This window comes from Aquimarina longa SW024 (assembly GCF_001401755.1).
Taxonomy (GTDB): Bacteria; Bacteroidota; Bacteroidia; order Flavobacteriales; family Flavobacteriaceae; genus Aquimarina; species Aquimarina longa.
Window position 1 is genome coordinate 195,008 of record NZ_AVQK01000015.1, and the last position, 22,499, is coordinate 217,506.

The 22,499-nt window shown below is 32.1% G+C and carries 18 protein-coding genes; 8 read left to right on the forward strand and 10 right to left on the reverse strand.

All coding sequences use genetic code 11. The annotated features are described in order from the left end of the window. Window positions 1-153 precede the first annotated feature (153 nt). Entirely contained in the window at window positions 154-1,185 is a 1,032-nt protein-coding gene (locus N456_RS03440) for an aldo/keto reductase (RefSeq protein ID WP_062054030.1), read from the forward strand. Here the strand turns inward: N456_RS03440 and radA are convergent, their stop codons facing one another. The 5 genes from radA to panC form a co-directional block, all read right to left on the reverse strand. Further along, window positions 1,186-2,556 carry a DNA repair protein RadA gene (gene radA / locus N456_RS03445; protein ID WP_062053917.1) on the reverse strand — a complete coding sequence of 457 codons (1,371 nt, stop codon included), beginning with the start codon at window positions 2,554-2,556 and terminating at the stop codon, window positions 1,186-1,188. 103 nt (window positions 2,557-2,659) lie between these two features. Then, on the reverse strand, window positions 2,660-3,805 hold the full coding sequence (locus tag N456_RS03450) for an alpha/beta hydrolase (protein ID WP_062053919.1): 1,146 nt from the start codon (window positions 3,803-3,805) through the stop codon (window positions 2,660-2,662). Window positions 3,806-3,852: 47 nt separating this feature from the next. Continuing rightward, window positions 3,853-4,818 (reverse strand): lysylphosphatidylglycerol synthase transmembrane domain-containing protein, encoded by a 966-nt coding sequence (locus N456_RS03455; RefSeq protein WP_062053921.1) that lies wholly within the window; start codon window positions 4,816-4,818, stop codon window positions 3,853-3,855. A gap of 3 nt (window positions 4,819-4,821) precedes the next feature. After that, window positions 4,822-5,172, reverse strand: a complete 351-nt coding sequence (panD, locus tag N456_RS03460) for an aspartate 1-decarboxylase (protein WP_062053923.1) — start codon at window positions 5,170-5,172, stop codon at window positions 4,822-4,824. Between the two features lie 19 nt (window positions 5,173-5,191). Further along, window positions 5,192-6,040: a pantoate--beta-alanine ligase gene (gene panC / locus N456_RS03465; RefSeq protein ID WP_062054032.1), complete on the reverse strand. Its 849-nt coding sequence runs from the start codon at window positions 6,038-6,040 to the stop codon at window positions 5,192-5,194. A gap of 113 nt (window positions 6,041-6,153) precedes the next feature. Here panC and N456_RS03470 point away from each other — a divergent pair, with 113 nt between their 5' ends. The 6 genes from N456_RS03470 to N456_RS03495 all read left to right on the forward strand — a co-directional run bounded on the left by N456_RS03470 (window position 6,154) and on the right by N456_RS03495 (window position 15,923). After that, a complete protein-coding gene (locus N456_RS03470; RefSeq protein WP_062053925.1) occupies window positions 6,154-6,963 on the forward strand; it encodes a glycogen/starch synthase in 810 nt (269 codons plus the stop codon). A 113-nt stretch (window positions 6,964-7,076) separates the two neighbouring features. After that, the gene (locus N456_RS03475; protein WP_062053927.1) at window positions 7,077-8,783 is read left to right on the forward strand and encodes a BamH family beta-barrel-assembly machinery protein; all 1,707 of its coding nucleotides are present in this window, start codon (window positions 7,077-7,079) and stop codon (window positions 8,781-8,783) included. A gap of 34 nt (window positions 8,784-8,817) precedes the next feature. After that, window positions 8,818-10,665, forward strand: coding sequence for a glutamine--fructose-6-phosphate transaminase (isomerizing) (gene glmS, locus N456_RS03480; RefSeq protein WP_062053929.1), 1,848 nt, complete (start codon window positions 8,818-8,820; stop codon window positions 10,663-10,665). Between the two features lie 269 nt (window positions 10,666-10,934). Further along, window positions 10,935-13,700, forward strand: a complete 2,766-nt coding sequence (locus N456_RS03485; RefSeq protein WP_062053931.1) for a TonB-dependent receptor — start codon at window positions 10,935-10,937, stop codon at window positions 13,698-13,700. A gap of 351 nt (window positions 13,701-14,051) precedes the next feature. Further along, on the forward strand, window positions 14,052-15,560 hold the full coding sequence (gene atpD, locus N456_RS03490) for a F0F1 ATP synthase subunit beta (RefSeq protein ID WP_062053933.1): 1,509 nt from the start codon (window positions 14,052-14,054) through the stop codon (window positions 15,558-15,560). Window positions 15,561-15,644: 84 nt separating this feature from the next. Then, window positions 15,645-15,923, forward strand: coding sequence for a F0F1 ATP synthase subunit delta/epsilon (locus N456_RS03495; RefSeq protein ID WP_062053935.1), 279 nt, complete (start codon window positions 15,645-15,647; stop codon window positions 15,921-15,923). Between the two features lie 223 nt (window positions 15,924-16,146). On the opposite strand, the gene N456_RS03500 is transcribed toward N456_RS03495, so the two are convergent. Continuing rightward, a complete protein-coding gene (locus tag N456_RS03500) occupies window positions 16,147-17,049 on the reverse strand; it encodes a lysylphosphatidylglycerol synthase transmembrane domain-containing protein (RefSeq protein WP_062053936.1) in 903 nt (300 codons plus the stop codon). Further along, window positions 17,009-17,974: a glycosyltransferase family 2 protein gene (locus tag N456_RS03505; protein ID WP_338021344.1), complete on the reverse strand. Its 966-nt coding sequence runs from the start codon at window positions 17,972-17,974 to the stop codon at window positions 17,009-17,011. The genes N456_RS03500 and N456_RS03505 overlap by 41 nt, the downstream gene beginning before the upstream one ends. Window positions 17,975-18,147: 173 nt before the next feature. Here N456_RS03505 and N456_RS03510 point away from each other — a divergent pair, with 173 nt between their 5' ends. Then, window positions 18,148-19,827 (forward strand): ArnT family glycosyltransferase, encoded by a 1,680-nt coding sequence (locus N456_RS03510; protein WP_062053939.1) that lies wholly within the window; start codon window positions 18,148-18,150, stop codon window positions 19,825-19,827. Between the two features lie 64 nt (window positions 19,828-19,891). On the opposite strand, the gene N456_RS03515 is transcribed toward N456_RS03510, so the two are convergent. The 3 genes from N456_RS03515 to N456_RS03525 form a co-directional block, all read right to left on the reverse strand. After that, a complete protein-coding gene (locus N456_RS03515) occupies window positions 19,892-20,962 on the reverse strand; it encodes an NAD-dependent epimerase/dehydratase family protein (protein WP_062053941.1) in 1,071 nt (356 codons plus the stop codon). A 41-nt stretch (window positions 20,963-21,003) separates the two neighbouring features. Next, window positions 21,004-21,618, reverse strand: coding sequence for a fused DSP-PTPase phosphatase/NAD kinase-like protein (locus tag N456_RS03520; RefSeq protein WP_062053944.1), 615 nt, complete (start codon window positions 21,616-21,618; stop codon window positions 21,004-21,006). A gap of 231 nt (window positions 21,619-21,849) precedes the next feature. Beyond that, window positions 21,850-22,419 (reverse strand): GNAT family N-acetyltransferase, encoded by a 570-nt coding sequence (locus N456_RS03525; RefSeq protein WP_062053946.1) that lies wholly within the window; start codon window positions 22,417-22,419, stop codon window positions 21,850-21,852. Window positions 22,420-22,499: the final 80 nt, after the last annotated feature.

Consider the following 22,499-nt stretch of genomic DNA (forward strand, 5'->3'; position numbering starts at 1 on the left):
TTTAATTAAATTTATCGTGATAAATTTTTGTAGTAGCTTATAAGAAGAGTTTCTACCTTTGAATATGTTTACCATTATTAGTTAAAAATGGTATCATATTTAAATTATACAAGAGTATTTAAGATCATCAACATTAAAAATATAATCAAAATAATGAAGTATACTACACTACCTAATACTGATATACAGGTAAGTAAAATATGTTTGGGAACAATGACTTGGGGAGAACAAAATACTGAGACAGAAGGGCATGAACAATTGAATTATGCTATTGGCAATGGGGTTAATTTTATTGATACAGCAGAGTTATATGCAGTACCTTCAAAAAAGGAAACCCAAGGAAGTACAGAAAAAATTATTGGTACATGGCTAAAAAAAACAAGAAAACGAGATAAGGTTGTGATTGCTACAAAAATTGTAGGACCGAGAGATTTTGTAAAACATATTCGTACTGGAGGGTATACAAAAGAAGAGTTTTCTGATGCTATTGATAAAAGTTTACAGCGTTTGCAAACAGATTATATTGATTTATATCAGTTGCATTGGCCAGAGCGGAACACTAATTTTTTTGGTGTAAGAGGGTATATACATGATGAGGCAGAACGATGGAGTGATAATTTTGCGGAGGTATTAAATTACCTTCAAGGATTTATTAAAGAAGGGAAGATAAGGCAAATAGGTCTTTCTAATGAGTCACCATATGGAGTAATGCGTTATATTGAAGAATCTCGAAAAGGAGGGGCAAAAATGAGTACTATTCAGAACCCATATAACTTGTTGAATCGAAAAGATGAGGTTGGTCTTACAGAGGTATTACATCGCGAGAACATAGGTTATTTGCCATATTCTCCTCTTGGTTTTGGGCAATTAACAGGAAAGTATCTTGAGGAAATACCCAAAAATGCTAGAGTAACCTTGTTTCCACAATTTTCGAGATATCATAATGAAAATTCTTTTGCAGCAACTAGAGCGTATAATGAAATAGCGAAAAAATATGGTATTAGTTTAACTCAAATGGCATTAGCATTCATAAATGACCGTTCTTTTGTAACCAGTACTATTATTGGAGCTACAGCTATGGATCAATTGAAAGAAAATATTGATAGTATTAATATCACACTTTCGAATACAATTTTAAAAGAGATTGAAGCTGTGCATGAAAATATTCCTAATCCAGCACCTTAGTCATCCGAATAAATATTCAACTACATCTTCAATTTTGGCAACCATTAGAATTTGGATTTGAGTATTTTGTAAAGATATTTTATTGTATTTAGAGACAAAGATAGTAGAGAAACCTAGTTTCTCTGCTTCTTGTATTCGCTGTTCTACTTTGTTTACGGGTCGTATTTCTCCTGCTAGACCAACTTCTGCTGCAAAACAATATTCTTTGGAGACAGAAATATCCTCGCTAGAGGATAATATTGCGACAACTACCGCTAGATCAATAGCAGGGTCATCTACAGATATTCCTCCTGTAATATTAAGAAATACGTCTTTTGCTCCTAATCTAAAACCAGCTCGTTTTTCTAAAACAGCCAATATCATATTAAGGCGTTTTAGATTATATCCAGTAGCACTACGTTGTGGTGTGCCATATACTGCTGTACTGACCAAAGCTTGTATTTCTATCATTAAAGGGCGCATGCCTTCTACTGTAGATGCTATCGCAGTACCACTTAATTCTTCTTCTTTTTTAGAAATCAGTATTTCACTAGGATTGGTTACTTCTCGGAGACCACTCCCTTGCATTTCATATATTCCTAACTCAGAAGTAGATCCAAAACGATTTTTTAAAGCTCGTAGGATTCTATAGACATGATTACGATCTCCTTCAAATTGCAGTACAGTATCGACCATATGTTCTAGAATTTTAGGTCCAGCAATAGTTCCATCTTTGGTAATGTGGCCGATCAATAGAACAGGAGTAGCAGTTTCTTTGGCAAATTTGATGAGTTCGGTAGTACATTCTCTAATCTGCGAAATACTTCCAGCGCTACTTTCTATATAGTCACTATGTAGAGTTTGGATAGAATCGATAATAACAATATCTGGTTGTATTTCCTCTATTCGTCTAAAAATATTTTGAGTCTTTGTTTCAGTAAGGATTAAGCAATTATCAGTTTTAGAGCGTATACGTTCTGCACGCATTTTGATCTGTTGTTGACTTTCTTCTCCAGAAACATATAATGTTTTATATGGTAATTTAAGGCTAATTTGTAGTAGTAATGTGCTTTTTCCTATCCCTGGCTCGCCTCCTAATAATGTTAAGGATCCAGGGACTAAGCCTCCTCCAAGTACACGATTTAGTTCTGCATCATCAGTATTATAACGAGCCTCTTGACTAGTGTTAATTTCAGAAATCCGTAACGGTTTAGCAACTTTAGTTGCTTTGGAAGAGCTAGAGGAAGTACTTTTCCAGTCGTTTGCTACTACTTTTTGAACAATTTCTTCGGCAATCGTATTCCATTCTTTGCATGATGTACATTGTCCTTGCCATTTGGTATATTGCGCTCCACAATTCTGACAGAAAAAAACAGTTTTAGTTTTAGCCATAAAAAAATCTATGAAATTGTAAAAATACTATTATTTTAATAACCTGTAGAAACAAAAAAGATCCTGAATAATAGGACCTTTTTTTGTGTAATATAATTGGAGATTACCAACCAAAATCTTCTTTGATTTTATTTACTTTATCCAACATATAATCTTTAGTTAAGAAGGCAACTTCAGAAAGCTGAAAACCACTTTCGTAGGCTCTCATTGCTTTTTTTGGCTCTCCTATTTGCTCGTAATGCATTCCTAGATAATAATGTCCTAGCATTAATTCTGGATGTTCTTTTATAGCTAACTTGCCTAAAGGTTCTAACTCTGACCAATTTTGATTCTTTTCTATGGCTGTAGATACGGCAATAAAATCATTGATTCTTATTTGGCGTTTTATACCATATAATTGCTCTGTAGTTTTGTAAATATCTACTAAATAGTCATAAGGAGAAGTTTCCATGGGTAGAAGTACCTCTTTGTATGTTTTTTTGCTTATAGGACGATACATCTCAAAAATTCCTTCAAGAGCTTTAGGAATTGCTTTTCCTACTAAAGTATAGTGTGATGACTCTTCAAAATTATCAAATAAATAACTCATCTCAGAGTTTTCTATTGCAGCTAGTTTTTCATCTAATGCAATGACACTCTTTTTGATGTTATCGGCGTCATTAGTTGCAGTAGCTAGATAATACCATATATCAGCAGAAGTAGTTAGTTTTGAGTTAATTCGTTCTCCCATAGGTTCTCCTAATTCTGGACTAATACATATATATCCCTGAAAAATAGGATTGTCTTTAAACAAAAAATAATTTATAAAATTAGCCGTATAGTCATGACCAACAATAATTTTTAGTTGTGCAGTACGGTAGGTTTTATTAAGATGTGGAACAAGTTCTTGACCTATAAATTCAAAAAACTCTGCACCCTTAAGTGTAGGTAAAAACTCAGCAACATCATATCTACAATCATCAACCCTAGTTTTTCTCTGATTTACTCCAACTACAATTGATTCGGGCATATCTTCCCAATAAGAGAAGTAATCTACATTTCCGGCGACAGGTTCAAATAAATAATCACCATCCAATACAATGATCAAAGGATATATTTTGTCTACATTTTTCTTATAATTACGTGGGAGTTGGATTTTTAATTCTCTACTTTGATCTAACTTAATAGATCTAAAAGACTCATAAATTACTTGACTATAGCTCGAAACGGCAAAAAGACATGCTATAATAAGAATTATACTTTTTTTCATAAGTACTGTGATTAAGTTAAGTGAGGGACAATATATAAATTATTTCGTTATTTCTGCCTGTTTAAAATAGGTAGAAATAAAAACGATAACGCTCCTATGATTATATTTATTGCAGTTTGAGAACTCCATAGGATCCACCCAAAAGCCTCTCCTGCGGATTTTTCGACATCAAAAAGTATTAAAATTGCAGCTATTGCAATAGGAAATGCGCCAATTCCTCCATTAGTAAAGGTCATCGCAAATGAACCTGCAACAAATGTAGCTAATATTGGACCTATAGATAAAGAAGCAGTTTCTGGGACTGCAAATTTGATAACGTAAAACATGGCGATGTAGAGTGTCCAAATAAGGAAGGTGTGAAACACAAATGCACCTTTTTGCTTTATTTTAGAAATAGTTTTTACTCCTTCTAAAATACCATCACCAAAACTCCGGAGTTTAACAAGTATAGGGTTTTTTGAGGTTTTTATAATCCGAAGAAATATAATTCCAGCAATCAACAAACCTATTAAAATAGCAAGATAGATAAAAGGGCTTGCAATTTTTTCTTCTAAATATGATAATAACGATTCTGATTGAAAAAGGAGAGTAATACCTATAACTAATAAAAGCATGAGTAAATCAATCACTCTTTCGGAAATAATGGTTCCAAAAGCTTTTTTAAAAGGAACCCTTTCGTAGGTTGATATAGTGCCTCCACGAAGAATCTCTCCTGATCTAGGAATTCCCAAATTAGCAAGATATCCTACCATAATAGCCATAAAACTAGTAGAGATTTTTATAGAGTGCCCTAAAGGTTCTAATAAAAATTTCCATCGATATGCTCTAGAGAGGTGAGAAATAATTCCCATAAATAAAGATACGATGATCCATTTAGGGTTTGCTTGAGTAATATATTGAAGTGTTTTTTGTCTTTCTTCTGGGGTAGCAGAAGCAATAGAATACCAAATTAAAAAAACTCCCAGTGCTAATGGGAGTATAATTTTAAGAAGCTTTATAAGTTTAGGCTTCATTAATTATTTTAGTAAATTATTTTCTTCATTAGGAAAAAGAAGTTTTGGTTTGAAGTTTTTAGCATCTTCAATGTCCATCATAGCATAGGTGATGAGTATAAGCACATCTCCTTTTGCTACTTTTCTTGCGGCAGCGCCATTTAGTGTAATTTCGCCACTGTTTCTAGGTCCTGGGATAGCGTATGTTTCTAAACGCTCTCCATTATTATTATTTACAATTTGAACCTTTTCACCTTCGATAATATTGGAAGCATCCATTAAATCCTGATCAATAGTGATACTACCGATATAGTTTAAGTCAGCACCGGTTACTTTAACGCGATGAATTTTTGATTTTACTACGTGTACAAACATGTTACAAAGTTAGTTATTTTTAGTTTAGGGCAATGTTATCAATAAGTCTTATTTCTCCTGCAAACACAGCTATAAAAGCTCTGTATTTAGTGTTTTTTTGTTTTCGTTTAATAGGTTTTAGATTTGATACCTTGGCAATTTCAAAATATTCTAATTTTAACTCATCATGATTTTTAAATTGTTTTGATACCCAATTGTTTAAAGTAGTAACACTTTTTGTGCCAAAATCTTTTTTCACTTGTTTTAGAACTGAATAGATCAGAGGAGCTACAGCAAGTTGATTTTGATTTAGTCTTTTGTTTCGAGAACTTAATGCTAAACCATTTTGTTCTCTATATATAGGACAGCCAATAATTTGGGTAGTTATTTTTTCAATTTCAACTAATTTTTTAACAACTTGAAGTTGCTGAAAATCTTTTTCACCAAAATATGCTTTATCAGGATTTAGAATGTTAAAAAAATGTTTTAAAACTGTTCCTACTCCATCAAAATGGCCAGGTCTGAATTTACCTTCCATTTCATTTTCTAACCCTTTAAAATCATAAGAGTTAGATGTGATCTGCTCTCGATAGATTTCTTTTGGACTAGGAGCAAATAAAATAATGTCTTCGGATAAGCTTAACAAAAGTTTAACGTCAGAGTCTAAAGTGCGCGGATAATTTATCAAATCCTCTGAAGTATTGAACTGTGTAGGATTTACAAAAATACTCACTATAACGACTTCATTTTCTTTGATAGCTCTTTCTATAAGGGCAAGATGCCCTTTGTGTAAAGCTCCCATTGTAGGAACAAAACCAATAGTTTTATGTTGCTTTTTTAAAATTGCAACATCTGCTAATATGTCTAGTCTTTTTTCGTGTACCCGCATTGGTATATAACTTAATAAGGCATGCAAAAATAAGATATTACTAGCAGACTGCATAAATTTTCGTAATTTTGCAAAATTAATTCCAAAAGGAGGACGATAAAACTATCGATTATATGAAAGATAAGAGGATATTGTATGTATCATCAGAAGTAATACCTTACCTGCCAGAGACTGAAATTTCATCAATGTCTTTTGAAGCGCCAAGAATGGTTAATAGTAAAGGAGGGCAAATCAGAATATTCATGCCTAGATATGGTAATATCAATGAGAGGAGACATCAGCTACACGAGGTGATACGACTTTCAGGAATGAATTTAGTAATTAATGATTTAGATATGCCTCTTATAATAAAAGTAGCTTCTATCCCAAAAGAAAGGATGCAAGTATATTTTATTGATAATGAGGATTATTTTAAGAGAAAAGCAACATTAACAGATGAGGAAGGAAAATTATTCCCTGATAATGATGAGCGAGCAATATTTTTTGCCAAAGGAGTTATTGAGACTGTTAAGAAACTAAACTGGTCTCCAGATGTAATTCATGTACATGGGTGGTTAGCATCTCTATTACCATTATATTTAAAACATTATTATGCTAATGAACCGCTTTTTGGTCATAGTAAAATTGTAACCTCTGTATATGATAGTGGTTATGAAGGAATACTAGATAAGAATATGATGGAAAAAGTGAAGTTTGATGGTATAGAAGAAGAAAAAATAAGTGATTTAGCAAACCCTACGTATAGTAACCTTATGAAAGTAGCCGTAGATAATTCTGATGCTGTTATTGTGGGGTCTGAAGAAATTCCGGTAGAACTTGTAGAACACTTAAAAAAGATAGACCAACCAGTTTTAGAATATAAAAGACCAGATGAATTTGCAGATGCTTATGAGTCGTTTTATCAAACAGAAGTATTGGTGTAAATAATACCACAAAATGTTTATGAAATTAGAATGACAAACTATTTTAATGTAAATTAAAATAGGTAGTATGTGGGTTTTGTCTGGGGAGATAAAAAAGTAATGAAAATAAATAGATGAGATTGAAGAATATTTTAATTAAGATAACAAGCATAGTAGTTTTTATTACATTTTTGTCTTGTGATAATGATTTTAATTCTGTTGGAAATGAAGTTATAGGTGGTGTTAATTTTGAAGATAACCAATATTCAGCAGTGCCTATAGCCTATAGTAAAAAAATTAAAAGAGCAAATACAAATAGCTTAATTCGTGAAGTAAAAGGTACTCAAACCAGTTATCATGCTAATTTGTTAGGAGTATATGATGATCCTACATATGGGCAATCTGTTTATAGTATTTTATCACAAGTCCAGCCCACAAAGTTTAATCCAAATTTTGGAACCAATGCTGTATTAGATAGTGTCGTTCTTAGTTTACCTTATTTTAGTACTGTCACAAGCACAGAACCTGTGACCATTAGTGAAGGAGTTACAGAGACAAGAACACTATATCGGTTAGATTCTGTTTATGGAAATCAACCATTTAAATTATCAGTGTATAAATCTGATTATTTTTTAAGAGACTTTAGCCCAGAGTCTAATGAAAGACAGTTGTATTATTCTGATGATGTAAAAGGTTTTGAAACTAAGGTTGTAAATGGAAAAACTCCTTTGTATACAACAGATGCTTTCACTCCTTCAAATAAAGAAATTGTTATAGAAAAAACAACTACTACTAATGGAACTACAACAACAACTAGAGAAAGACAAAGTCCTAGAATGAGAGTTACTTTTTCAGATGATGTTAAAGCACTATTTAAAACATTGTTTTTAGATAAGCAAGGTAGTTCAGAGTTAAGTAATGCAAATAATTTCAGGAATTATTTTAGGGGTATTTATATTAAGGCAGAACCTGTAAACTCTGGTAATTTAGTATATGTTAATACCAGAGGAGCTAATATCACCCTTTATTATAGTTTTGATTCTACAACGAATAGTGTTACTACTCGTAAGCAAGGTGAGTTTTCTTTAGGGTTTTCTAATAACATTATAGGTGGTATAGAAACTGATTTTAAATCAGCTTTTGTAGAGAATCAAGATGTTGTAAACGGAGAGGATAACTTGTATTTAAAAGGAGGAGATGGTTCTTATGCAGTACTTGATTTATTTAGTAGATATGTACAAGTTGATGAAAATGGAGATTTTGTACTTGATGAAAATAAACAACCAATCTTTATAGATACACCAACAACTCCTACAGATAAGGATAAAACAGAACTAGACTTTTTAAAAAGTCGCGATTGGCTAGTTAATGATGCTAGTATTAAGTTTTATATTAACCAAGGTGAAGGCGGTCTTACATCAGGTGGTGATGTAGAGCCAGAAAGAATTTTTGTTTTCAATTTAGAGACAGGAGCACCGGTGTCAGACTATTTTTCAGATATTAATGACGCAAGCAAACCTCTAAATTCTATTGTTAATCATTTAGGTAGAATTAGCCGTGGAACTGATAAAAGTGGAGAGTTTTATAAAATAAGATTAACACAACATATTATAAATATTTTAAATAGTAAAATAGATAACGTTAAATTGGGAGTCTCAGTTTCTCAAAACGTAAATACAATAACAACTACAAAAGTAGATACCCCTAACACTAAAAATGAGACTATCCCTACCTCATCAATAGTATCACATGAAGGAACAATTCTATATGGAAATAAAGCTGTTCCTGAAGCAAAACGTTTAAAACTAGATATTTTTTATACAGCATCAAAAACAAACTAACATAACAATAATAACATTTTAAAAAATTTAAATCATGTGTGGAATTGTAGGGTACATTGGGCATAGAGATGCCTATCCAATTGTTTTAAAAGGGTTAAAAAGATTAGAGTATAGAGGTTATGATTCTGCAGGAATTGCGCTCTATGATGGGGATGATATTAAATTATCAAAAACAAAAGGTAAAGTTGCAGATTTAGAGAAACGATTAGAAAAAGAAATTTCTACAAAAGGTACTATAGGGATTGGACATACTAGATGGGCTACACATGGTGTGCCGAATAATGTAAATTCTCATCCGCACTATTCTAACTCAGGCAATCTGGTAATCATACATAATGGTATTATAGAGAATTATGAATCTCTTCGTAAGGAATTATCAAATAGAGGATATACATTTACTTCAGAGACTGACACGGAGGTATTAGTAAATCTGATAGAGGATGTAAAGACTAAAGAAGATGTAAAATTAGGTAAAGCTGTTCAGATAGCTTTAAATCAGACTATAGGAGCTTATGCGATAGCTGTTTTTGATAAAGAGAAGCCAGATGAGATTGTCGTAGCAAGATTAGGTAGTCCATTGGCTATTGGTGTGGGTGAAGACGAATTTTTTATAGCTTCTGATGCCTCTCCTTTTATAGAATATACAAATAATGCGATTTACCTTGAAGATGGTGAAATGGCTATTGTGCGAAGAAGTAGAGGAGTTAAAGTAAGAAAGATTAAAGATGATAGTGATGTAGAGCCTTATTTGCAAGAGTTGCAAATTAACTTAGAGCAAATAGAAAAGGGAGGCTATGACCATTTTATGCTTAAAGAAATATACGAACAACCTAATGCAATTAGTGATACCTATAGAGGTAGAATGCGTGTTGCAGAAGGGATTATAAAAATGGCAGGGATTGATGACAATCTTGCTAAGCTATTAAATGCTAAGCGAATTATTATCATCGCTTGTGGTACTTCATGGCATGCAGGTCTAGTTGCAGAATACATTTTTGAAGAATTAGTTCGTATACCAGTTGAGGTCGAATATGCATCAGAATTTAGGTATCGAAACCCTGTAATTCATCAAGATGATGTTGTGATTGCTATATCTCAAAGTGGAGAAACAGCTGATACAATGGCAGCAATTAAATTAGCTAAAGAAAACGGAGCTTTTGTTTTTGGGGTTTGTAATGTCGTAGGATCTTCAATATCTAGAGAAACACATGCAGGTGCTTATACCCATGCTGGTCCAGAGATTGGAGTTGCTTCTACAAAAGCATTTACTACTCAGATTACGGTATTATCTTTAATTGCATTAAAGCTAGCAGAACGAAAAGGAACAATCTCTAACAGTGATTTTCATTATTATTTACAAGAATTAGAAAGAATTCCAGAAAAAGTAAAATTAGCATTAGAATCTAATGATCATATTAAGTTTATTGCAGAAACATATAAAGATGCAAAAAATTGCCTGTATTTAGGTAGAGGATTTAATTTTCCTGTAGCATTAGAAGGTGCATTAAAGCTAAAAGAAATATCATACATACATGCAGAAGGATATCCAGCAGCAGAAATGAAGCATGGTCCTATAGCATTAATTGACGAGCAAATGCCTGTTATTGTAATAGCAACCAAAAAAGGACATTATGATAAAGTGGTAAGTAATATTCAGGAGATTAAATCCAGAAAAGGAAAGATTATAGCGATTGTTACAGAGGGAGACGAAACCGTAAAAAACCTTGCAGATCACGTAATAGAAGTTCCTGAAACAGAAGAATTTTTAACACCGCTTCTTACAACAATACCATTACAATTACTATCGTATCATATAGCAGTAATGCTTGATAAAAATGTAGATCAACCAAGAAACTTAGCAAAGTCAGTAACGGTAGAATAATTTTTTAGAGATTAACTTATTTGCAAAAAGATATAACGCCTGTTTTGAAATTTTCAAAACAGGCGTTTTTAATTTAAACCCTTCAGATTAATTTTTAGTAGCCTTATAAGTTAGGAATAATCATAGATGCGATTGATACTATCCATGTAGATAAACGATTAATATGTTAACAGTGTTTTTTATAAAAAAAAACACAAAGTTTTAACGTTTTTTTATATAAAAAACATTTAAAACGTATATTGTTATATAATTATTTAAAACCTAGGGGCATGAAAAAAGTTACATTAGTACTATTACTGATGATGGTAAGTAGTATTGTTATTTCACAAACAACAGTCAAAGGAAAGGTTACAGATGATAGAGGGCAACCCGTTTTAGGCGCTAATATTACACTAAAAAATTCTTCTTTAGGTACCGTGAGCGATTTTGATGGGCTTTTTTCTTTAACTATTAATGAATCACCTCCTTTTATTATAACAGTAAGTTCTGTAGGGTTTAAATCCTCTACAGTAGATATATCCGCACAAACGGAAGATATAGTTATTGTATTAGAAACAGGAACAGAATTAGATGAAGTTGTTATTTCAGCTTCTAGAACACCAGAACGCATATTCGAATCACCAGTAAGTGTAGAACGTTTTGGGATTAAAGAAATTAAAAACACGTCTTCTGTAGATTTTTATGACGGACTAGAAAATCTTAAAGGAGTTGATATTAATGCTAATAGTCTTACATTTAAATCAATTAATACCAGAGGATTTGCAACATTTGCTAATAATCGTTTTGTACAATTAGTGGATGGAATGGATAATGCATCCCCTGCTCTTAATTTTGTATTAGGGAATCTATTAGGAATGACAGAATTGGATGTAAATAGTGTAGAGCTATTACCAGGAGCTTCTTCTGCTTTATATGGGGCAAATGCCTTTAATGGAATTCTATTTATGACTAGTAAAAATCCATTTGATTATGAGGGTGTTAGTGCTTATTTTAAAGGCGGTATTACATCACAAGAAGCAGCAGGAGATAATGAATTCTATGATTATGGAGCTAGAGTTGCCCATAAGTTTTCTGATAAATTTGCAGCAAAAGTTAATTTCTCTTATTTACGAGGAACAGATTGGTATGCTGTCAATACGGTTAATGTTTTAAATCCTAATACAGACAGATCAGACCCTAATTATGATGGACTTAATGTATATGGAGATGAAGTGAGTACAAATATAAGAGGAGTAGGAGAAGCACTCGTAAGTAAAGGAATCTTGCCTGCAGGAGCCGAAAATTTATTGCCTAATCAGAGTGTTAGTAGAACAGGGTATGATGAGAGGGATTTAAATGAGTATAAAGCTGAAAGTGTAAAGTTTGATGGAGCAATGCATTATAGACCTTTTGCTAATGATTTTGAAATTATTTATAATGTAAAGGTAGGTAAAGGAACTACAATTTATCAAGGAGCAAACCGATATGCGCTTCGTGATTTTTTTATGCAACAGCATAAATTAGAATTTAAGAATAATAATTTTTTTGTTAGAGGATACCTTACCGATGAAAATGCAGGGGATTCTTATGATGTAAGATTTGCAGGAATAAATATTAATAAAAAATGGAAAGATAATGAGACTTGGTTTGGTCAATATGCAGCTGCATTTGTTCAAGCCTCTTTAGCAGGAACAGCACCAGAAACAGCTCATATTGCAGCGAGGAAAATAGCTGATACAGGGCGATTATTGCCAGGAACTCCAGAATTTAAAAAAACCTTTAATGAAGTCATAAATGATTCTGACTTATCCCAAGGATCAAAATTTCAGGATGCTACTCAGTTAAAACATATTGATGTCAATTATAATTTCAGTCATATAACCAATGATTTTGCAGATATACAAGTAGGAGGATCTTTTAGGGAATACAAATTAAACTCATCAGGTACGATTTTTACAGATTTTGACGGTCCTATTAAATATTCAGAATATGGTGCGTATACACAGATTCAGAAAAAATTTGCTGATGAAAGAGCAAAAGTCACTGCATCAATTCGATATGATAAATCAGAATTATTTAAAGGAAACTTATCTCCTAGACTATCGATAGGATATACATTAGGAGAAGAAAGAAATCATAATATCCGAGCTTCTGTACAAACGGGTTTTAGAAACCCTACAACTCAGGACTTGTACATTGGATTAGATGTAGGTCGAGCAATATTGGTAGGATCTGCTAAAGATAATTTAGATAGAGATGTAAGAGTATTTGATGACCTGAGTGGAGCAGGAGAGGCAATTGTAGGCTCTGATAGAGTTACTGTCATTGGTAGAGTAGCCTATGAAAATTCATTTTCTGTAAACTCTGTGGAAAAAGGAAATCCAGAAGCCTCTAATGTACAACTAGTGAAGTCCGAAAAGATAACAGCCTTCGAAGTAGGATACCGTGGTAAAGTAAAGAAAATTACTATTGACTTAAGTGGATATTATAACCAGTATAAAGATTTTATATCTTCAGAAAATGTAATAGTACCGTTATATGGTAAAGTAGGAGATGGAACGTTATCTCTTTTAGCATTAAAAAATGATGATTTTAAAGTATATCAGGCATACACAAACTCAGATGTAGCTATAAAATCTTTTGGAGCGATTATAGGAGTTACTACTAAAATCCTAGGAAACTTTGATGTAGGGGTGAACTACACTTATACAGAACAAGATTTTGATAAAAGTAAAGATCCTGATTTTAGAACTAATTTTAATACTCCTAAACATAAAGTTAAAGCTACTTTTGGTCACACAAGTTTGTTTAAAAATTTCGGGTTTAATACTAGTTATAGATGGAGTGATAGTTATTTTTGGGAACAATCTTTTGCAGATGGAGATATACCATCTTTCTCTGTAATTGATGCACAGATAAGTTATAAAGTTCCAAAATTAAAGGCTATTCTTAAAGTAGGGGCAACCAATATTGCGGGAAAAGAATACTTCTCAGCATTTGGAACAGGGCATATCGGTTCTCAGTATTACATAGGGATATCAATAAATAATTTATAAAAGAACAAGTTGTTTTTGGATACTTCGAATTATTTTGAATCAAATTTAAAATAAGGATCTAATTTGTAAAACATATGATGAAGTACTGTAATTTTTATATAAAAAAATAAGAAACATCTTGTTTTAAAAATAGTTCGAGTAGATTTTAAACTTATGAAAAACCTCTTAAAAAAAGGATGTTATTAAGATTTGAAAAATAGGATGAAGACAGCTTCAAAAAAACAAAACGAAATCAGTTATTTTTTTAATTTTAAAAGATTATATTTGCACCCTGAAAAAAGCTAGTATTCAGTACAATTGAGTACTTCTTTTTTTAATATAGTTAAACACTAAACATTAAATAGTTATATAATGTCTAAGATTACGGGTAAAGTATCTCAAATTGTAGGTCCAGTTATCGATGTAGAATTCGCAGCTGGTTCTGAATTACCAAAAATTTATGATTCGTTAGAAATTAACAAAATAGACGGTAGTAAGCTAGTGTTAGAGGTTCAGTCTCACATTGGTGAAGATACTGTACGTACTATTGCGATGGACTCCAGTGATGGACTAAGCAGAGGAGTTGAAGTTGTTGCAACTGGGGCTCCTATCCAAATGCCTATAGGTGGTGATGTATACGGACGTCTATTTAATGTGATTGGAGATGCAATAGATGGTTTAGGAGATCTTCCAAAAGCAGGAAAGGATGGTCTTGCAATTCACCGTCAAGCACCTAAATTCGAAGATTTATCTACTTCTACAGAAGTTTTATTTACAGGAATTAAAGTAATTGACCTTATTGAGCCTTATGCAAAAGGAGGTAAGATTGGATTATTTGGAGGTGCCGGAGTAGGTAAAACAGTATTAATTCAGGAGTTGATTAACAATATTGCAAAAGGGCATGGAGGTCTTTCTGTATTTGCAGGAGTAGGAGAAAGAACACGCGAAGGAAATGACCTTCTTCGTGAGATGTTAGAATCAGGAATTATCAAATACGGAGATGATTTTATGCATTCTATGGAAGAAGGAGGATGGGATCTTTCTAAAGTAGATAAAGAAGTGATGAAAGATTCAAAAGCTACTTTTGTATTTGGACAAATGAATGAGCCACCAGGAGCACGTGCACGTGTAGCGCTTTCTGGTCTTACTATAGCAGAATATTTCCGTGATGGAGCTGGAGACGGGCAAGGAAAAGATGTACTTTTCTTTGTAGATAACATCTTCCGTTTTACACAGGCAGGTTCTGAGGTGTCAGCACTTCTAGGGCGTATGCCATCAGCAGTAGGATATCAACCTACATTAGCAACAGAGATGGGGGTAATGCAAGAACGTATTACTTCTACTAAGAAAGGATCTATTACATCAGTACAGGCAGTTTATGTACCTGCGGATGACCTTACCGATCCTGCACCAGCAACAACTTTTGCTCACTTAGATGCAACAACAGTATTATCTCGTAAAATTGCAGAGTTAGGTATTTATCCAGCGGTAGATCCATTAGACTCTACCTCTAGAATCCTTACTGCAGATATTTTAGGAGATGAGCATTATAACTGTGCACAGCGAGTAAAAGAGTTATTACAGCGATATAAAGAATTACAAGATATTATTGCTATCCTTGGTATGGAGGAATTATCAGAAGAAGATAAATTAGCGGTAGGACGTGCTCGTCGTGTACAACGTTTCTTATCTCAGCCATTCCATGTAGCAGAACAATTTACAGGGATACCAGGATGTTTAGTAGATATTAAAGATACTATAAAGGCATTTACAATGATTATGGATGGAGAACTAGATCATCTACCAGAAGCAGCGTTTAACCTTAAAGGTACCATAGAAGAAGCTATCGAAGCTGGTGAGAAAATGCTTGCAGAAGCATAATTTGGTTAATTGTTGGCAGTTGATGGAGTTGTAAAATGTTTTAATAACCATCAACAAACAACGAATGACAAACAACTATAAAATATGTATTTAGAAATAGTAACTCCAGAAGCTGTTTTATTTAGTGGTCAAGTAACTTCAGTTGCAGTACCAGGAGAAAACGGTGAGTTCCAGATGTTAGACAATCACGCACCGATTCTTTCTTTATTAGTAAATGGAAGTATAAAAATATATGGTGATATGAATCTAGAAGAAGAAGTTGCCAATAAATTTACTAAAGGTGAAAATGGTGCAACAGTACTTTCTATTGTTTCAGGAACTGTAGAAATGAAAGATAATAAGATCATTATTCTAGCAGATTAAGACAGTCTAAAAAATATATGATAACATCATCTTATCCCTGTTAATACATTCATTAACAGGGATTTTTGTTTTTACTCCTTTATAAAGAATTTAATGCTTTTGAGATTATTGATTAAATAACGATTTAAATAGGTAAAATGTATTGAGAATATATACTATTTCTTAACAAAAACCTGATCATTCAAAGAGATCGAAAGATCTTTCGATTTCGTTCTAGATTATACTATGTGTTATTTTGAGTAGTTATAGAAGAAACTTCTTTAAGAGTGAATTCTGGTTTTCTAAAATGAAAGATAATTCCGGATAGAGACACAAAAGCAGTTAGTATAGAAAATAGAAGTCCTACAGTGACTGCTGTAGTGCTATGAAATACAAATAGTGTAGCTGCTTGATAAAAAATCATTTCTCGTATTCCTATACCAGAAAATGAAAAAACAGATAAAACAGAAGAGATTAAAAATACAACTACATAAGGGATGTATTGGTTAACTTCTGTAGTAGCCATACTTTTTAGTATAAAAACGATAGAAAGACATTGTAATACTTGGACTAGCATAGATAAGAATAATGATTTCCAGTAGGCTTTTAAAAAAGATAGAAATATCCTTTTTGTAAAATAATATGATGACAAAACACCTGCTATAAGAATAAAAGGTGCGACCCAAACTAGATTTTCCTCTATAATAAAAGGGATAAAAACAATAAGACTGGTTAATAATATCCCTATAGCTGTTAATCCTATAAATCGATCGAGTAGAACTGCTGCGGATAATTTTTTAACAGACCAATCGAATCTTTTATGTAAGATATATACTTTGTAGGTATCTCCACCAATTCCACCAGGGATAAAAAAATTATAAAACATCCCGATAAGATACAGGATATAGTTACTATTGTCAGATAACGAAAAGTTTACTGATTTAAATAGTAGGAGTAGTCTTTTTGCAGATATCCATTGTGATAAAACAAAAAAAAGTAATGAAATACCGAGAAATATACCATTAGACTTTTTTAGTATTTCCCATACTTCATCAAATGGAATTTTTGTAAAGATGGCATAAAGTAAGAGTAGTGTTACTCCGATTTTAAGAAACGTGGAGAATAGGTTCTTTTTCGTTTTTTTCAAAAGTGGTAATTTTTCTTATGTTATATGGTGCTTTGTTTTGAGATTCATAATACGTTCTCATTAATAAATCTGCGACAATACCTATGGTAAAAAATTGAATTCCAACTAAGATTAATAAAATACCTAGTAATAATAATGGTCTTGTTCCAATATCATTACCCATTAGTTTTATGGTTATTAAGTATAAATTGATGATGACTCCTGTTCCAAAAAACAGCATTCCTATATTGCCAAATAGATATAAGGGTTTCTGTAAGTATTTACGCTGAAAAAGGATAAGTAATAAATCATTCATTACTTTAAATGTTCTTCCTAAGCCATATTTAGAAACACCAAACTTTCTTGCATGATGTTGTACAGGGATTTCTGTAATACGAGCACCATCTATATGAGCATTTAATGCTATAAATCGATGTAACTCCCCATACAGAGGCACTGCTTTTGCTGTTTCGGCAGTCATCACTTTTAATGCACATCCTGCATCTGTAATATGTAATTTGGTTGCTTTTCGGATAATATAATTAGCTATTTTAGAAGGTAATGTTCTGATAAAATTATCTTTTCTTTTTTGTCGAATCCCTGTAACTAGATCCCAATCTTCATTAACTGCGATTTCTAACATTTTTGGGATATCAGAGGGATCATTTTGCATATCCCCATCCATAGTGATGATGTAGTCTCCTTTTGCATATTCTATCCCCGCAGCTAAGGCAGAGCTTTGCCCATAATTTCTTTTAAGCTCTATAAGAACTACATTAGGGTTTTCTAATGCTTTAATCTCTTGTCTTGTCTTATCCGTAGAAAAATCATCGACATATATAATTTCATATTGATAACCTTGTAGCCCTTTTTCTATGGCTGTAGTCAGTAGGTCAGTATTTCCTTCTTCATTATATACAGGGATTACAAGTGATAAAAGACACATATCAGACATATTTAATTCGCTAAATTAGCGTTAAAGTGTCAATTCAGTATTTAGTAATTAATACTAAATTGATAACAAATATCTCTAGAGTTATAAAATTGTTAAGTGGTAGTTTAGTAGTGTTTTACAAACTATTCTTAGGTTACTTTTGCGCCAATTTGGATTGATATTATATGAGTAATATACTTCTTTTAAAAAGAGATTCTATTTTATTATACGCTTTGTTGTTAGTAGTTTATCTCTCTGGACTCTGGATTCCATTAATGGAAAATGATTCTGCTCAGCATGCAACTATGGCGATGCGGATGTATCTAGAAAATGATTTTCTGAATATTTATAAAGCGGGTCATGATTATTTAGATAAACCTCATATGCATTTTTGGCTGGCAGCTTTGTCATTTAAGATGTTTGGGATTTCGCAATGGTCATATCGAATCCCTGCACTTTTGTTTACGCTTTTAGGAGCATATTCCTGTAATCGGTTAGCAAAAGAATTTTATGGAGATAAAGCATCACATATAGCATCATTAGTGTTCCTATCTAGTCAAGCAATTTTTCTATCTAATCACGATGTTCGGACTGATGCAGTACTTACAGGAGCAACTATTTTTGGAATTTGGCAATTGGTAGCGTATATAAATCATCGTAGTGTACAACATATTATTTTAGGAGCTATAGGAGTAGCTATTGCGTTTTCTACCAAGGGGCAATTAGGGGTTTTTATTTCTGGAGTATGTGTATTAAGTTATATCGCGTATAACCAAAAATGGAAAGTATTATGGTCTTGGAAAGTAGGGATAGGGATTTTAACTTTTATAGTAGCAATAACACCAGTACTATATGCATATTATATACAGTTTGATCTTCATCCAGAGAAGTATGTTAATGGAGCATCTAATGTATCAGGAATACGTTTTATACTTTGGGATCAGAGTTTTAATAGGCTAACAGGGTCAGGATTCGAACATACCAGTCCGGATTACTTCTTTTTCTTTCATACGTTATTATGGGCATTTTTACCTTGGTCATTATTATTTTATATCGCTTTATTTACAAGGTTAAGAACGGTATTTACAACCAAGTTTAGATATCAAGATAATTTCGAAATTTTGACTTCAATAGGAGTTCTTATCGTGATGATTGTGATTAGCTTTTCAAAATTTAAGCTACCACATTATTTGAATAGTTTACTACCAGTAGGATCTGTATTAGTTGCGGGGTATATTACTAGATTATTTCAGACGAATAGAGAGCGTATTGCAAAAAATATACTTAGGATACAATATGTTATTCTAACATTGGGAAGCATTGCCATTTTATTTTTAATATTTTGGGCTTTTACAATGCCAAACGTAATTATCATTTTATGTTACCTATTATTAATTACGGGATTATGTTATGTTATAACAAAAACGATGAATCCATATCGGAAACTGGTGATAATCTCTGTCTACTTTATGGTTCTAATTAATTTTTGTTTAAATACCCAGTTTTATCCAAAACTACTATTATATCAAGCAGGAAATAATGCCGCTAAAATTATTAAAACAGAGCAGATTAATCCAAATAGTGTTTTTATGCTTAATGGAAGACCAAGTTGGTCGTTAGATTTTTATACCAATAGAATTACTCCAATAGTTGATATCAATACCATTTCAACAACAATGAAAACAGGGGATTGGTTGTTTTTATACGATAATCAATTAGAAAAATTAAAAGAACATACTATATCTTGGAGTACAAAATATGAAATTAATCATTATCGAATTACCAGAGTAAAAGGATCTTTTCTTAATCCAAATACAAGAGACAATACTTTAGAAAAAGCCTATCTTTTAAAAATAATTAAGTAAGACAATAGACGACTTCTTAATAGATATTAGCTATTGAAAGCATAGGAGAATGATATTACATGCTCTAAAGTATTGCTTTTTTAGAAGTATTAATAATACCAGTAGAGGTCTGTTGTTGTTTAAGCTCATAAGAAATATACCAGTTTACAAAGTGCTTAACACCAGTCTCTATATTTGTTTTTGGAATATATCCAACAGCATTAGTAATACTAGAGATATCTGCATACGTTTGTTGTACATCTCCTGGCTGCATAGGAAGAAATGTTTTTTTAGCAATAGCTCCAACATGTTTCTCTATACAATTGATAAAATCCATTAATTTTACAGGAGTACTATTACCTATATTGTGTAAAGCATACGGAGCCTTCTTTGGATCTATTATGGGGGGAGCTTCATTAACTTTTATAATACCATCAACAATATCATCGATATATGTAAAATCCCTTTCCATATCACCATTATTAAATATTTTTAATGGTCTATTGTTAATGATAGCGTTTGTAAATAGCGATGGAGCCATATCTGGTCTTCCCCAAGGACCATAAACGGTAAAAAAGCGGAGTCCTGTAGTTGGGATTTTATATAAATGGCTATAGGTATGTGCCATTAATTCGTTACTTTTTTTGGTAGCAGCATACAAGCTTATAGGCTTGTCTACATTATGATCTACAGAAAAAGGAACAGTTTTGTTATTACCATAAACAGAAGAACTAGAAGCATAGGTAAGATGTTTTACAGGATAATGTCTGCATGCCTCTAGGATATTAAAAAAACCATCAATATTACTCTTTATATACGCATCTGGATTCTCAATACTATAGCGTACACCCGCTTGGGCAGCTAAATGGATTACAGTATCAAATTTTTCATCACGAAATAAATCCATAATAGCAGATTTCTGTGATAAATCCATTTTGATAAAACGAAATGCTTTAAACTTATGAGAATCAGTATATTCATTATCGAATATCTTATCACGATCAATACCTATTTCGTTTAGTCGATCATATTTTAATGAAGTATTATAATACTCATTAATAGTATCAAAGCCCAATACATTATGACCTGATTGTAACAGTTTTTTAATAGTATGAAATCCGATAAATCCAGCAGCACCTGTTACTAAAACTTTCATAAATATTTGTTTAATGATTAACTAACCAAACTAGACATTTCTTATTTCTTAATCTCTTGGTTCTTTACCGTTGCGGACGAGGCATACTCATCATTTTTCTGGGAATCATATTTTTTTAACCACTCTCCTTTTGGAGTATTATGATCAAAAGGACTAAGAAAAACAGGAATACGTGTTTTTAAACGAGCCTCTTCGTTAGAAAAATTTTCATATTCAACCCTGTATAAAGCACTATATAAAACAGCTCTACCAGTTCCATGATGGCAATGTATAAGTATTGGATAGGAGATATCTTTATCTAATACATTAAAGAATTGCTCTAGATTTTCTTCACTAGGTATTTGTTCTGAAGGAATATTGATATGCTTTACCCCTTTTACGCTTTCAACAGCTCTTTTTTCTTTCATTATATCCGAAGATAAGCTTGGATTTAAAGGGTCACTAACATTTCCTATTCTAAGATCAATTACGGTTTTAATACCATATTCCTCTATATAATTACTAATTTTTTCTGGCGGTATAGCAGCAGATCGATATACTTTGTTTTCTGTTATTTCCGAAAATCGATAATCAACATGAACATGATAAACATATAAAGAAGTAAAAATAATAGCTACTCCTAAAATAGAAAAAATAAACCTCTTTGTAGTTTTCATAAGTACTGTATTAGCAATGTCATTTCTCGAATGTATACATTTTTTTAGCTTAAAAAGAGGTGCTATAAAAAGCCTAATGATAAGATAATGATATCGAAATATTATGAATGAGTATTCATGATTTTCATAACATAGGGATAATGATTTATTGATAAAACGCTGAAATTAAGTTGCTTGATTGGGGTGGGAAAGTAGAGACAACAATTAAAACTTAAAAAATGAGATTAGTTATTATACTTTATATGAAGGTTTGTTTACTGTATTCCAATCCCATCGAATAATATGCCATTTAATATTATTAACCTCGTAAGTGATCCATGTTTTAAAACCTATAGCATGATGTGCTTGTAATGATCGTAGATTATTTGCTGCCACCTCGGTGATAAGCACATCATATTTTTCGTGTAATTCAATTCTCATTTTATAATATAAACCTCTAAAAACACCTTGTTTTCGATATGCTTTATCAACACATATTTGCCCCATGATTACATAGCTAACATTCGTTTCTAATTGTGTATCAATTTTTAAAAACATAGGTTTTAAAATATCAATTTCATTTTTAAATTCTTGTGTCATGCAGAGTGCATACCCAATTACATTGTCTTCATCTTTGGCAATAATATGAGGTTGTTGATCATTCATTTTTGTAAGAGTAGTAAGATCGTGTTGCACTGAGACAAAACCTTCTCTTTCTTTTTCTGTTTTAGAAATCGAAACAGGTAAGTTATTGTATTGCAGTGTTAGAATTTGCTGTAATTCTTTAGAAAAAGAAGCTCTAGTATATATAATACTTTTCATTGTAATCGATATAGTGTAATTAGAATGATGAAATTTTGAAAGTACAATAAAAGCTAACGCTTTCCTAATGTAGTTTATTG